Annotated in this window: 12 protein-coding genes; all 12 read right to left on the bottom strand. The window is 40.5% G+C overall.

The window, feature by feature from the left end:
- Positions 1–6: 6 nt before the first annotated feature.
- The 12 genes from ACN19N_RS13975 to ACN19N_RS13920 all read right to left on the bottom strand — a co-directional run bounded on the left by ACN19N_RS13975 (position 7) and on the right by ACN19N_RS13920 (position 13,955).
- Positions 7–282: a monovalent cation/H+ antiporter subunit F gene (locus ACN19N_RS13975; RefSeq protein ID WP_420001593.1), complete on the bottom strand. Its 276-nt coding sequence runs from the start codon at positions 280–282 to the stop codon at positions 7–9.
- Positions 279–806, bottom strand: a complete 528-nt coding sequence (locus tag ACN19N_RS13970; RefSeq protein WP_420001592.1) for a Na+/H+ antiporter subunit E — start codon at positions 804–806, stop codon at positions 279–281. Before ACN19N_RS13970 ends, ACN19N_RS13975 begins: the two co-directional genes overlap by 4 nt.
- Positions 806–2,617, bottom strand: coding sequence for a monovalent cation/H+ antiporter subunit D (locus tag ACN19N_RS13965; protein ID WP_420001591.1), 1,812 nt, complete (start codon positions 2,615–2,617; stop codon positions 806–808). Before ACN19N_RS13965 ends, ACN19N_RS13970 begins: the two co-directional genes overlap by 1 nt.
- A complete protein-coding gene (locus tag ACN19N_RS13960) occupies positions 2,617–2,985 on the bottom strand; it encodes a Na+/H+ antiporter subunit C (RefSeq protein ID WP_050042068.1) in 369 nt (122 codons plus the stop codon). Before ACN19N_RS13960 ends, ACN19N_RS13965 begins: the two co-directional genes overlap by 1 nt.
- A 2-nt stretch (positions 2,986–2,987) precedes the next feature.
- Entirely contained in the window at positions 2,988–5,831 is a 2,844-nt protein-coding gene (locus ACN19N_RS13955; protein WP_269238972.1) for a monovalent cation/H+ antiporter subunit A, read from the bottom strand.
- Positions 5,832–6,260: 429 nt separating this feature from the next.
- Positions 6,261–7,643 carry an ATP-binding protein gene (locus ACN19N_RS13950; protein WP_269238974.1) on the bottom strand — a complete coding sequence of 461 codons (1,383 nt, stop codon included), beginning with the start codon at positions 7,641–7,643 and terminating at the stop codon, positions 6,261–6,263.
- A 23-nt stretch (positions 7,644–7,666) separates the two neighbouring features.
- Positions 7,667–9,169 carry a UvrD-helicase domain-containing protein gene (locus ACN19N_RS13945; RefSeq protein ID WP_269228976.1) on the bottom strand — a complete coding sequence of 501 codons (1,503 nt, stop codon included), beginning with the start codon at positions 9,167–9,169 and terminating at the stop codon, positions 7,667–7,669.
- 9 nt (positions 9,170–9,178) lie between these two features.
- A complete protein-coding gene (gene hisIE, locus ACN19N_RS13940) occupies positions 9,179–9,946 on the bottom strand; it encodes a bifunctional phosphoribosyl-AMP cyclohydrolase/phosphoribosyl-ATP diphosphatase HisIE (protein ID WP_269238976.1) in 768 nt (255 codons plus the stop codon).
- A gap of 82 nt (positions 9,947–10,028) precedes the next feature.
- Positions 10,029–10,451 carry a hypothetical protein gene (locus ACN19N_RS13935; RefSeq protein WP_269228974.1) on the bottom strand — a complete coding sequence of 141 codons (423 nt, stop codon included), beginning with the start codon at positions 10,449–10,451 and terminating at the stop codon, positions 10,029–10,031.
- A gap of 34 nt (positions 10,452–10,485) precedes the next feature.
- Positions 10,486–10,872, bottom strand: coding sequence for a VOC family protein (locus ACN19N_RS13930; RefSeq protein WP_269238977.1), 387 nt, complete (start codon positions 10,870–10,872; stop codon positions 10,486–10,488).
- A gap of 26 nt (positions 10,873–10,898) precedes the next feature.
- On the bottom strand, positions 10,899–12,215 hold the full coding sequence (locus ACN19N_RS13925; RefSeq protein WP_420001590.1) for an FAD-dependent oxidoreductase: 1,317 nt from the start codon (positions 12,213–12,215) through the stop codon (positions 10,899–10,901).
- 120 nt (positions 12,216–12,335) lie between these two features.
- Positions 12,336–13,955, bottom strand: coding sequence for an ABC1 kinase family protein (locus tag ACN19N_RS13920; RefSeq protein WP_420001589.1), 1,620 nt, complete (start codon positions 13,953–13,955; stop codon positions 12,336–12,338).
- Between the last annotated feature and the right edge of the window lie 8 nt (positions 13,956–13,963).

Genomic DNA, 13,963 nt, shown 5'->3' with positions numbered 1-13,963 from the left:
CTCTCCTTAATCAATCACATGTCCAGTGGTAAAATAGCGAGCCAGTGCAACAGTTGAAACGAAACCGAGCATCGCCACCAATAAAGCACCTTCAAATACATTGTTACTTGCCCAATAGATACCTAACACCACAATCAGGCATATTGCATTAAGAAAAAGAGTATCGAGTGCTAACAAGCGATCAACAACAGATGGTCCAATGATCATGCGGATGAGACAAAGAAACATGGAGATCGTGATTGCCACTAAACTAATCGCAAGTGCATAAGGTAAAATGGTCATTTCGCTGCTCCTTCTGCAATCTTTACATCAAAGATTTCGAGCAAAGGTAGCTCATAACGATTTTTGATGTCTTGAATATCTAATTCAGCATTATCGGTACTGAGTGCATGAACTAAAATATCTCCTCGCTCTTGATCAATCCCTGCGGATACCGTACCTGGCGTCGTTGTAATGATCATTGCGAGTAAAGTATTTACTTGCTCATGCTCAGTTTCTAATGGCACGCGATACCATTTTGGATGCAACTCATCCATTGGCCCAAGTACCATTTTAGCTACACGAAAGTTTGAAATCACAATATCCCATAACACCACAAAAAAAAGTTTGATTGCAGGAAACCAATGAATATGTGGTGTATGTGCAATAAAAGGGCTTACCAAACGTGAAACAAAGATACCTAATAGAATTGCAATAAAAATATCTGTGATGTCTAAACTATGTGACAGCATGAGCCAAGTCACGAAAATTAAAAATGACACAAAGGGGTGGGGAAACCAACGATCAAGCAAAGCACGTTTTTGCATTAGTGTTCCTCCATCGGTTTTAATTGTGTAGCATTTGGAATAGTTGGATTTGATAAAGTTTGCTCTGCAATTTGACGTTGTTTATATTCCGAAATATGCTCGCCTTGTAACGTCGGTTTTGAGATAACATCTGGAATTAATACCGCATTATGATCCTCAACCTCACCACCATATTTAGTTTCAGGCAAATACGCTGCATCAAATGGCTGCACGCTAATGGCACGACCTTGACTATCATGTTTTAGAATCGCTTGTTGATAAAGCGCATGATTTTGAATTTGTTGTGCAGTTGAAGTTGTATAACTCTGAATTGGTGCTGCAAATACAACATAACTTATCAAAGCAGTCAGTAATATATAGATTGCTTTGTCATTCCGATTAGGTGCTGTATCAGGTAGTGATTGATAAGCGATATATGCTGATTCTTTAGGATTTTCTTCGGGTGGGCTAGCACGCCAAAAAAGGATAAAACCAACACGTGTGAATGCGATAATGCTGAGTAAGCTAACAATCAGAATAACAGCAATAATCCAACCTTTATAAGGCGTTTCAGCAGTAGCCTGTAAGATAAAAACTTTACCTAAGAAACCACTGAAAGGGGGTAGACCTGCCATCATGAGTGCAATGGTAAAATAAGTAAAAGCAGCCGCTTTTTCCTGTTTGATTTTAGGTGCAACTTTTAAGTGGTCTTTGAAAGAACCACGTTGTGAGGTCATCCAACCACAGAATAAATAGAATGCAGCGGCAACCAGCGTACTATGTACTAAATAATACAAGGCTGCTGACCATGCTTGGGTATTAAACATGGCAATAGCGATGAGTAATGTTCCAATCGATGACAACACCATAAAGCCAACAAAACGGCGTAAGCGTTCAGCAGCAATTGCGCCGATTACACCATATAATGAAGTAATCAAACCAATCATTAATAAGCAGTTTTTGAAAATACTCTGTGCCATTGCATCATCAAAAACAGTACCATTGACACGTAGAATGGCATAAATACCAACTTTGGTCATAATAGTAAAAATTGCAGCAACGGGTGTGCTTGCAACAGCATAGGTTTTTGGTAGCCAAAAGCCGACAGGTAGCATTGCTGCTTTGATTCCAAATACTACAAACAGTAACAAGCCGCCCGCGATAGCAAGTTTATGTTGATCGCTGTCTAGGGTTGGGATAAGGCGACCCACATCAGCCATATTTAAACTACCAACACTGCTGTAGATCATCCCTAAACCAATCAAAAATAGCGCTGATGCGAGTAAGTTAATCGTGACGTAATGTATGCCTAGCTGGAAACGCGGTCGCCCTTGACCATGTAATAGCAATACATAAGATGCCATTAACAGGATTTCAAAAAACACGAATAAGTTAAATAAGTCACCTGTCAGGAATGCACCCGTTATACCCATTAATAAAAAATGGAACATGGTGTGGAAATAGCGCCCACGTGTGTCCCAGTTATCACTTGCATACCAAATGACAGGCACTGCAAGTGCATAAGTGAGCACCAACATGAATGCAGCGAGACGATCGAGAGCTAAAACAATTCCAAAAGGAGCAGACCATTCACCAAGTTGGTAAACGGTAACTTGACCTGTATTGGCGATCATCAAATAACTGATTGCTGTGATTAAGCCTAGAAGTGCAGAACCTAAACTAATGCCACGTCGCCAAGGTTGGCGCCAATCCTGTTTTAGAGAACCGGAACCAGGATTGCCTAATAAAAGTAATAAAAAACTCGTAAATGCTGGAATCAAAATACTTAAAATAGGAGTATGAGCATGCCAAAAATTATTGAAATCAAACATTATGGCTCATCCTCACGTGGGTCATAAGTTACCGTTGGTTCTTCTTTGGAGTCAACATGATCTGTTCCAGATTCATAGCGACTACGTAAAGCAAGCTGTACAATAAAAGCGGTTGTTGCAAAACCAATCACAATCGCAGTCAGTACCAACGCTTGCGGTAACGGATCTGTTACTTTAGTTGTTTCTGTAATGATTGCAGGTGCATTAATTTGAATACGACCGACTGCAAATAAAAATAAATTTACGGCATAACCGATCATGGCCAGACCGAGTACGACAGGAAAGGTTCTGGCACGTAAAATTAAATAGATGCCTGTTGCTGTTAGAAGACCAATTCCCGAAGCGAGCAAAAATTCAATACTAACCATTTTTATTTATCTCCACTTGGAACAGGTCCAGACATACTTGAGTGACGCGAATCACCTAAGACTGAAATTAGCAGCATTGTCGCGCCAACAACGGTCATATAAACCCCGAGATCAAATGAGACAGCCGAAGCTAAATGCATTTTCCCCAATAATGGTGGTTCTATATAAATATGTGCTGTTGTTAAGAATGGGCGTGTCCAAAACCAAGCTGCAATACCCGTTAAACCTGCAATTGCTAAACCTGAGCCAATCCAAATCTCATATAAGCGACCAGATTTTGCTTTAATCAATTGCTCAGCTTGATCTTGACCCAATACGATATATTGAATGATGAGTGCCATTGCCGTGATCAGACCTGCAATGAATCCACCCCCGGGATAGTTATGCCCACGCATAAAAATGTAGATACTGACGACAAGGGCAAGAGGAAGTACCCATGAGGCTGAAATACGTAACATCAATGGTGAAGGGTTAAAACGATAAGATAAACCTTGTGTCATGGTAGTGCCATGCGCACGCATACCATCCATGAGACACAGTGCTCCTATTGCTGCAATACCCAATACTGTAATTTCACCGAAGGTATCAAAACCACGGAAATCAACAAGAATGACATTGACGACGTTTGAACCACCGCCTAATGGGAGGGATTGTTGTAAGAAGAACCATGAGATTGAATTATGTTCTCGTGTTAGTATTAGCCATGTAATCCAACCAATACCGATACCACCTGCGATTGCTAAGCTTGCATCTCGCCAGCGGCGTGGACGACTCGATTCGTAAGGGGTTAACTGCGGTAATAACGATAAGCTCATCAACAATAAAACAGTAGTAACAACGTCAACTGTGATCTGAGTAAGTGCAAGATCTGGTGCAGATAGGGTGACAAACACCATGGTGACAACAAGTCCAACAGCACCACTAATTAAAACAGCTTTAATCCGTTCGTGGTGGAACCACAACATCATCCAACAGCCAGAGAATAATGTGAGCCATAAGACCACAGCAATCCATGGAGCATGGGTAAGCTCACGTGTGCCAGTTGTTAAACCCTGATTGAATAGGGGTAAACCCACCATGATGATGCTAAAGAAAACAATCCAAAGAAGATAACTTTGTAGAGAACCAGTTTCTGTCTTTTGTTTGATTTTTCGACTGGTAAGTAAGAGATGCTTCAGGAATGATTCAAATAAAAGTTTGCCTTGGAATTTACCTAAATAAGGGTCTAAGTCAATTTTACGTAAACGCTCATTTTTAATGAGGCTAAAGTAAAATAAACCACCACCCATCAATGCAATCAGACTCATGATTAAAGGTGCATTAATACCATGCCAAATCGCTAAGTGAACACCCTCAAATTCAGGTTGAGCCAAACTCGCACGCATTACACTATTCACGACTGTTCCAGCCAATAGTGCAGGCAGAATACCGACCAGAATACATAATGTCGCTAATATAATCGCTGGTAAGCGCATTCCGAGAGGTGGTTCGTGCGCATCTTTATTAGGAATGTGTTTACCAATCCCACCATCAAAGAACACACCATGTACCAAACGAATAGAATAAGTAACAGCAAAAATACCGGATAAAGTTGCTACGGTGGCTGCAATTATCATTACTGGGCCTGATAGGTTTGCCAGTAATTCCGTAAAGAACATCTCTTTGGAAATAAAGCCATTGGTCAGCGGTACACCAGCCATCGAAGCAGCGGTGATCATGGTTAGGGTACCTGTGAACGGAAGGAGTTGCCAGATACCACTGAGCTTACGTAAATCACGTGTTCCTGTTTCATGATCAATAATGCCTGCAATCATGAAAAGAGCAGCTTTGAATGTTGCATGATTAATGATATGAAAGATTGCTGCTGCAACAGCGAGTGGTGAACCAATGCCGAGTAAACAAACAATCAAACCTAAATGGCTGATGGTTGAATAAGCTAAAAGCCCTTTGAGATCTTCTTTGAATATGGCGAAACCTGCTGCCATACACAAGGTAAATAGACCAACAAAGGTCACAATGTTGTGGTACAGCGCAGCACCAATAAATAGAGGGGCTAAACGTGCTAATAAGAAAATGCCTGCTTTTACCATCGTTGCTGAATGTAGATAGGCTGAAACAGGGGTGGGAGCTGCCATTGCATTTGGCAACCAAAAGTGAAAAGGAAATTGCGCACTTTTGGTAAATGCACCTAATAAAATTAAAAGTAGCGTTGGAATAAATAACTGATGTTGTTGAATGGAGTCTTTCATTAACACCAATTGGTCAATCTGGTAAGTACCCGTGATTTGTCCTAAGAGGACAAAGCCCCCTAGCATCGCCAAACCGCCCATCCCTGTGATGGTGAGTGCCATACGTGCGCCACGTTGGGCGGCATCATATTGACTCCAATAGCCCACGAGCAAGAATGAAGAAATACTGGTCAGTTCCCAAAATACCAGTAAGATAATCAAATTGTTGGAGAGTGAAATTCCAAGCATAGCCGCCATGAATAGCATGAGCAACTGATACAGTTTACTGAGTGAGTTTTTGGGACTGAGATAATAATAGGCATAAATATAAATCAGTGTGCCGATCCCACTAATCAGTAAGCCGAATAATAATCCTAACGCATCAAGGCGAAAACTAAGATTGATGCCTAGTTGTGGAAGCCATTCCCAACTCTGTTGCAGGGCATTACCCTGTAAAACCGTTTCAGCTTGGCTAAGCAGTAAAATAAAACAACTCAGGCTAATGCCAATTGCTCCAATTGCCGTCATACCCCGTGAAATACGTTGCAATTGTGAGACAAGGGTTGTGCCAAGTATGAGTGGTAATAAAATAATAATCGGTAGCACACTGATATCCATGTCGATGATTTAGGTCGAGAGAGACCTAATGGTGGATTTTCTTCCAAGACTTAAGGCATTCAAAGAGAAAGCCAAATTTTCAAGTCTCGAAACCCAATCAAGTTAACGGAAAGGGCAAGTTGTATTGCACAACTTGAAAGTAAAAAATGAATTTTATTTTACTATAAAAAATCAACAAAAATCTGATGTTATTACATGAAAATAACAACATCTTTGTCGCTAAAACTTGTCTATCAATGTTTTTTGTTCGCTATTTAATTGAATATTTTCCATTCAATTATCTGTATACATAAGAGGGATAGAGATCTGGTCTTGGATCAAATGCTTGTCCCTACAATCTAGTGTTCAGGTATATAAGACCTATTCAAAAGAAAAAATTGATCTCTAGTTTATGAGGATTAATGATGCAATCAAGCTTAAACCCCAATATTAAAGTGATGTCTCTTGAGGGGTATCATCAATTTTAAGTAGATGAAGCAAATTACTCTTTTCTTGCTCATCAAGCGCTTGGATTTGATGAAAGAGTTCATCAACTTTACTGATCAAAGTTTCTGATTCTAATAAGTGTTGATTCTGCTGCAAGAGAATGCTTTCTGATTGACTTAACTCATTATAGAGTTGTGAAAGTTGTTGTTGAGATTTCTCAAGATTAATCTCATAAATTTCTTTATCACCTAACCTTAAGCATTGATATTCTAAAGCATGTTCTAATAATTCATCGCGATTGCCTGAAGCAATAATTTGCAGTCTTGGAAATGCTTGATGTAAACGCTCTAAAATTTCAGCACTCATATTTTGATCTAACTGATGCTCAATTTGATCAATTAATAATATGCCTTCACCTTCTAAACAAGGGTCGAAACAATGTGGATTAAGCAAGCATAAACGACGTGTAATATCACCTACCAATGCAATCCATGATTTAAGAGAGGCCGATAATTGCTGAAATGGAATGGTCTGATCTTTGTAACGCACCATTAATTGAAGCTTAGGGATATATTGAATATAGATATCATTCAATTCTGGAAAAATGGTATGTAAGCTTTTTTTCAGCGCATATAAATTAGGTGCTGAAAGTTGTTTAGGATGATTCATCAGTTCTTGTTGTAATTGCTGCAAAACCTCTGATTGATTCTGCTGACTGAAATCGTTGCCAATAATACGTCTGACAATGTGGGCAGAGTGAGCATTTTCAACATCACTAATTTCTCGTAGCCACTCAAAGAAACGCGCAAAAGTTGTGTATGGAATCGCCATTAAATCGTAGGCAGCAATATCTTGTAATGTTCCTGGTGCATTCTTACTTTGTAAATTGACTTCTTGCACAAAACGTTCAGCAGGATAGTAGGCAATGAACGGTAAACCAAATAACGGGTCTTGAAGACTGGTTTTTTGATACAACGACACCATTTGATCCAATTGTTGAGTTTCAACTTGGCTAATGCCCACGCCTTGACTGTTAAATGTTTTAAATAATTTCCAACTACAGTTCTGAGTGTCAGTCATTTGTGCAGAGCTACTTTCTGGTAGATGATGATTTAATTCGCTGCTCATTCTAACTTGGACTTGAACTTTGGCTTGTAAGCGTGTCAACAAAATATCTTGATCAGCAATCACAACACCAGCAGTGCGAATATCTTTATAACGTGCGGAGAACCACGTTAAGGCTTGATAGATATTTCTTAAAATTGTAGTTTTGCCTGTGGCTTGCTCACCTAAAATAAGCGTGATGGGACGTTTTGCAGGTTGAAATTCAATGGTTAAATCTCGAAACATCCCAACATGTTTAAATAGCACTGATTCAAGTTGCATAAGCTCCCCCTGAACATAAGCGCTTAACCTACGGACTGGCGAAGACTTGAGGGAGCGCCCCGTTTTAATTGTTGTATCAAATCGTAAAGATGATGAATATTTAAACTTACTTTAGCACGAGTACAGGCAACATAAAGTAATCTTAATTCCTCATCTGTAATTTTGTGTTCTAGTCCATTGATTTTAAATTGATAATCATCTTCGATATGCACACGATTCCATTCCAAGCCTTTGGCTTTATGTGCGGTGGAAATCACATAATCTGCTTGTTCAATGGGCGTGATTTTAGCAAGCGCTTTTTTGAGTGGCTCAGTACCGTGATCATCAACCAGTTTAACTAAGGGCTTAATATCACTACCATCATTGGTTTCACAATATTCATGCACATCATGCCAAGAGTTGAACCAAGCCAATTCGGGTACATCGGTAATACGTTTGCCTTGTTTGAGTAAACTGGCTGCATCAACAAAACGACTGAGTTTTTGGTGATCAGCTTGCAAACCGACTTTGTCACCATGTACTAAACCTGAGAGTAATAGTTCCATTGCTCTTGCATTGGTACGGCATAGAATTGCATCACGCATTTTGGTATGCGGTTTATTCACCACACTCGATTTAACATTTGGATTGCCAAGTAGCGGAACAGTTTCGTTTAATGCACCCAGCAGACTATTGGCAACATCAGCAATTGCATCGCCAAAACGGAAAGAGGTGGTTAAGCGACTTTCATGTAATGGCATTTGTTGCATGGCATTGACTGCGCCACGCCAAGCATAGATTTGTTGATGTGCATCACCGACATAAATCACTTGTGTGCTTTTTTGGCGTAGTAAAATGCCAAGCATCAATGGGTCAGCATCTTGTGCTTCATCAAACAGAACATAATCTGTTGGAATATTGGGTTCTGATAATGCCCAAAGTTTGAGGTAAATATCGTGACCAATGCCTGCTTGATGATTTTGATCAATCGACTCTAACCAACGGCGTTCAACTGCTGGATATAAGTGCTGTTGTAACGATTCAATATCATCTTGATGCAACCAGTTAGGTGCTTGGATATGACGAGGGGCAGGGTATTGTGAGCTGGTCGAGCAGAAATAGCTGACGGCATTGGCAACCAAACTCGCAAGACGACTTGGCATCAATACATATTTTTCGTAACGTCCACCCATTAAACGACGGAGCGTAATAGGCTCTAAACGATATTCTTTAGCAATAAAACTTGGGCTTAAGCGAGGTAGTCGTAATTTATCAGTCACTCCACGCGGTACGCTACGAAAGGCAAGAGAGTGAAAGGTACGACAATTTACATTGCCATGAAATTTACTCTGTGCTTCAGCTGCAATGGCTTTGTTAAAAGCCAAATACATACCACGCCGTTCGGGCATGGCATCACTGATCATTTGTAAAGTCGTGGTTTTACCTGTGCCAGCATACGCAATCACTTTAAAGGACTGACCTAAACGTGCATTGTCTATCGCAATCGCTTGCTCATAGGTGGCTTTGGGTTTCTCGATATTCGACACAGGCAGGGGTTACGCTTCTTGGCTACGGTTGGCTTTTTCAACCAAACCAGAAAGACCTTGACGACGAGCCAGTTCATCTAGAACTTCTTGTGGATCAAGGTCGAAGTAGCCGAGCATTACAATCGTGTGGAACCATAAATCTGCAACTTCATAAATCAGATCATGCTTATTTTCTAAAGAAGCATGTGCTGCATAATCTTTGGCTGCAATAATGCTTTCGATGCTTTCTTCGCCGACTTTTTCTAAAATTTTATTAATGCCTTTTTTGTATAGGCTGGCAACATAAGAATTATCTGCTTCAGCTTTTTTACGTTCTTGCATCAAACGCCCTAAGTGACTGAGTACGTCAACTTGTTCAGCTTGACCATGATCGTGTGCTTCGACTTTTGCAGATGCGCCGTAAATTGCAGTTGGATCTTTCAGTTGAGCATCTACAATCTCCCAACCTTGAGGGGTCAGTTTGCGATAGAAACAAGATTCACGACCTGTATGGCAAGCAATTCCACCATGCTGTTCAATTTGCAGAATAATCACATCAGCATCGCAATCTAAACGAATTTCATGCACTGTTTGGAAATGCCCTGATTCTTCGCCTTTGTGCCACAATTTTTGACGTGAACGTGAGTAATACAAAGCTTGATTTTTTTCAGCAGTCAGTTGTAAGGCTTCACGATTCATCCACGCAACCATTAACACTCGACCAGTTTGATGATGTTGTGCAATGGCAGGAACAAGACCATTGGAATCAAATTTAACTTCATCTAACCAGTTTGACATGAGTGAAAAATCCATTGAGCGGAAAGCCGTTAGTGTAGCGGTTGTGACTAGGGTTGGCTATGCTTGTTGGGTAAAAAATGCTTTAGGTGCTTGGTTGGATATAAGTACCCATGAGTTTTTTGTTTTCTATTTCGAGAAAGGGTAATGCAGAAGCAACAATGATCAGCATACCCCAAGGATAGCTTGACCAAAACCAAGCATCAACTAAAAAATAAGCGCCTGTGATATAAAGCCAAATGTTTAAAATTCGAGGCAAATATTTTTGATGGATCAATAGAAGAAATATAAAGGGCAAGCTGTCCCATAAAATCACCCACGGAAATAGAGGGCTGATCACCAATCGTCCTATCGTTGATTTAGGATTTATTTGCCATTCAATAAAGTGATGGTGAAAATTTAGAAAACAAAACAAGTTAAAAAGGCTAGGAAATAAAAACCAGCATCCTTTTCGAATCGCCTTGCCTTTATCCTGCCGATACAAAGCCCATAGAAAACTATATTTCATGTCTAACCCTATTTTTATTGATGAATTTTAATTTTTAAGTATTGAGATAGTTCGATATTTCAATCAAGTTCTGATCTGGATCACGTAAATAAATCGAAAGAATTTTTCCTATTGCCCCAGTTCTTTCGATAGGGCCTTCAATGATCTCAATGTTTAATGCGTGAAGATGTGCAATCACGTCCTTTAAAGGTGTTTCAGCAATAAAGCATAAATCCGCAGAACCTGCAGTCGGACGAAGTGCTTTAGGTTCAAACTCTTTGCCAACTTGATGCAAATTAATTTTTTGATGACCAAATTGAAGTACCTTACGATTTTCACCGAAAGTAATCACTTCAAAATTCAGAGCAGATTGATAAAACTGACAAGTTGTTTCAATACTAGCGACTGTCAGAACTAAATGATCTAAATAACTTATTTTCATTTTTAATTCAAATCCTATTTTTGATCTTAGTCATATTCAGGCAATGATTGATTGTTTTGAATCAAGACATTTTGATTGTGCGGATATGTCGCAATCTCTTGATAGCTCATATGTTGGAACATACCTGTTTTTAAACCTGAAATGGTAATCGCCATTTCTTTACGGAAATAGGGGATTTGATACATCCAAGGAAAAGTAAGATCACGTATGCCACCCGCCCACCAATGATCAGATTGATAAAGTGGAGTCAGTAAACGACTAAGGAATTGATAGAACTGAGTCGAGGAACGACGCTGTTGATGATAATGTTGCCATAACATTGACCAGTCAATTTGCTGATTTTTCTGAGCGGCGCGTAATGATTGGGAAAAAGCCCACGCATCTAAAAGTGCCATATTCGCACCTTGTCCCAATTGTGGACTCATGGCATGTGCAGCATCACCAATCACCCCGATTCGACCTTGTCCGTATCGAGACATCACCACATCACGATATTGAGCAGACAACCATTGCGGTTGATTGTGTTCATCCAATAAAAGTTGTTCTAGCCATTCAGCGACATCAGACCAACGATCTGATACTTGCTTTAACCAATCTTGTTTTGATTGTTCAGTTTTTAAGAATGATTGCAGTTGTGATGTTGGTAAACTCCAAAACACACTGGAAAGTCGTTGCTGAGGAGCAGTTGGGATAGCACCTGTTGGCAGAACGCCCATCATGATTTTAGAACGATCATAGAATTGATGCAGGATCTCAGGATTTAAATTTAGGCATTCAGGCACGATACTCCATGCTGCACCCCACGGATAAGCTTGATCAACTTTGACCCATGCTTTAGGGCGAAGTTGGCTGCGCGCGCCATTGGCAATTAGTACAGCATCGAAACAGTCATCAAAGTTGTGTTGTTGATCAGTGCCAAATAATCGAATTTCATGCGGCTGTTCTTCAATGCGTTCAATATGATGGCTCATTCGCCACGTGACATGACTTGAATATTCAGCGAGTTTTTGAGTGAGGATATAGCACAACGTAGAACGATGGATGCCGAGACCATAAAGGTTGTTGCCTGCCTGATGATAGTGGCTATTGACCAATAGACGTTTATTTGCAAGTTGTCCTTCTAAACCTGTAACTTTTGCCCCGAGTTTTAATGCCTGATCGAGTATGCCTAAATGTTCAAAAACAGCCAAACCCGCAGGTTGTAGTAACAAGCCTGCGCCAACAGGCGATAGTTCTTCAACCTGTTCAAAAATCGTGACCTGATGACCTTCTCGTGCGAGCAAAATCGCAGTCGCCAGTCCCGCTGTACCTGCACCAATAATGGCAAAGTGTGGTGTTTTCATTATTTATTCTTTTTAAGGATCTATAAATTTGTTTAGCTATGATCTTAATTGAATCACGGCAATTTCTGAAAATAAATCTTGCTTATAAAAAATCCCTTGTCAGTACAAGGGATTTAGAACTTATTTCATAATTCGCCAAAGTGCGATCAGCGCACTCAATCCAATCAAGACCACTGAGACAAACCAAGGGCTGATGATGGCAATGGTCAGTAAAATCAACATGGTACTGCCAAACATCCAACTACGGCGTTGCTGTTGTTGCATTTGCAAACGCATTTGCTGAATTTCGCGGAGTTGTTTGTCCTGCCATGCGGATTGGTTTTTTAAACCATTTAAACTGTCGATCAGTAGGGTCGGTAAGTCTTGAGCGCCTAATAACAAGTCTGGGATTTGTTGCCCGAGTTCTTTGATATTTTTAACTGGGTTCATATTGGCTTTGACCCATTCGGTCAAAATCGGTTTTGCCAGTTTCCAAATATCAAGTTGTGGGTAAAGATCTGTGCCTAAGCCTTCAACATGTACCAAGGTTTTGAGTAACAACATCAATTGCGGTGGAATTTCTAAATGGAAACGACGCGCAATATCCATGACTTGAATTAAAATTCCTGCGAAATCCAGTTGATCCATTGGTTTTGAAACCATCGGACCAACGGTACGGCGCATTTCACGCGACAAGGCATCTTGGTCAGTCCCCGGCGGAATCCAACCTGCTTGATGTACAATCTGAATCAATTGCATAAAGTTGCTGTTCATCACTGCAAGCAACATCCGTGCAATCGTCATTTGATCATGCTTAGACAATTCACCCATGATGGCACAGTCCAACGCAATAAAGCGTGGGTTGCTTGGGTTAATGGTTTCAACAAACACATTACCCGGATGCATGTCGGCATGGAAGAAATTGTCACGAAACACTTGGGTAAAGAAGATGGTTAAACCTTTTTCAGCCAAATCAGCACGATCCATACCCAAACGATCAAAGGTTGCGATATCTGAAATAGGCACACCTGTGATGCGTTCGGCTACCATGACATCTTTACTGTCCATATAGACTTCAGGCACGTACATCATGCTTGAGCCTGTAAAGTAATGACGCATACGGCGGGTATTATCCGCTTCTAGACTCAAATCAAGTTCATTCAAGATAATTTGACGATAGTCTTGAATGATTTCAGATAAATGCAGCGCACGTGCTGCTTCTAAACGATTTTCAAGCCAGTCACCGAGCCATGCCAAGATTTCAAAATCTTGTAAAATTTGATTGCGAATATCAGGGCGAGTGACTTTAACCACTACTTCACGACCATCGTGTAAGGCAGCAGTATGGACTTGTGCAATCGATGCCGCAGCAAGGGGTTGCTCATCAAAGCGAGAGAATAATGTGGATACATCTGCTTTGAGCGATTTTTGGATGCGTTGTTTTGCCAATTGGGTGTCATAGGGTTTGACACGGTCTTGTAACAACACCAATTGTGATAATACTTCTGGTGGAATCAAATCACGACGAGTAGAAAGCAACTGACCCAGTTTAATCGCTAAGGGTCCCATATCCTCTAAAGCTTCTTTGAGCTTGAGCGGATTCTTTTTCTCACGGCTTGACCATGCCGCAGGGTGGGTTTTGATAATGTTTAGGGCATGGCGTGCTTTAACTGGTAATTCTTCCGCAGGGAACAAGGTGTCAAGGCGGTAGTGTGCTGCTATACGCCAGAGTTCGAGTAACCGTGTAACATGCGGAATCATATAAAATC

This window comes from Acinetobacter sp. LF10 (genome assembly GCF_048585715.1).
Lineage (GTDB): Bacteria > Pseudomonadota > Gammaproteobacteria > Pseudomonadales > Moraxellaceae > Acinetobacter.
This window is presented reverse-complemented; position numbering and strand designations above follow the sequence as displayed.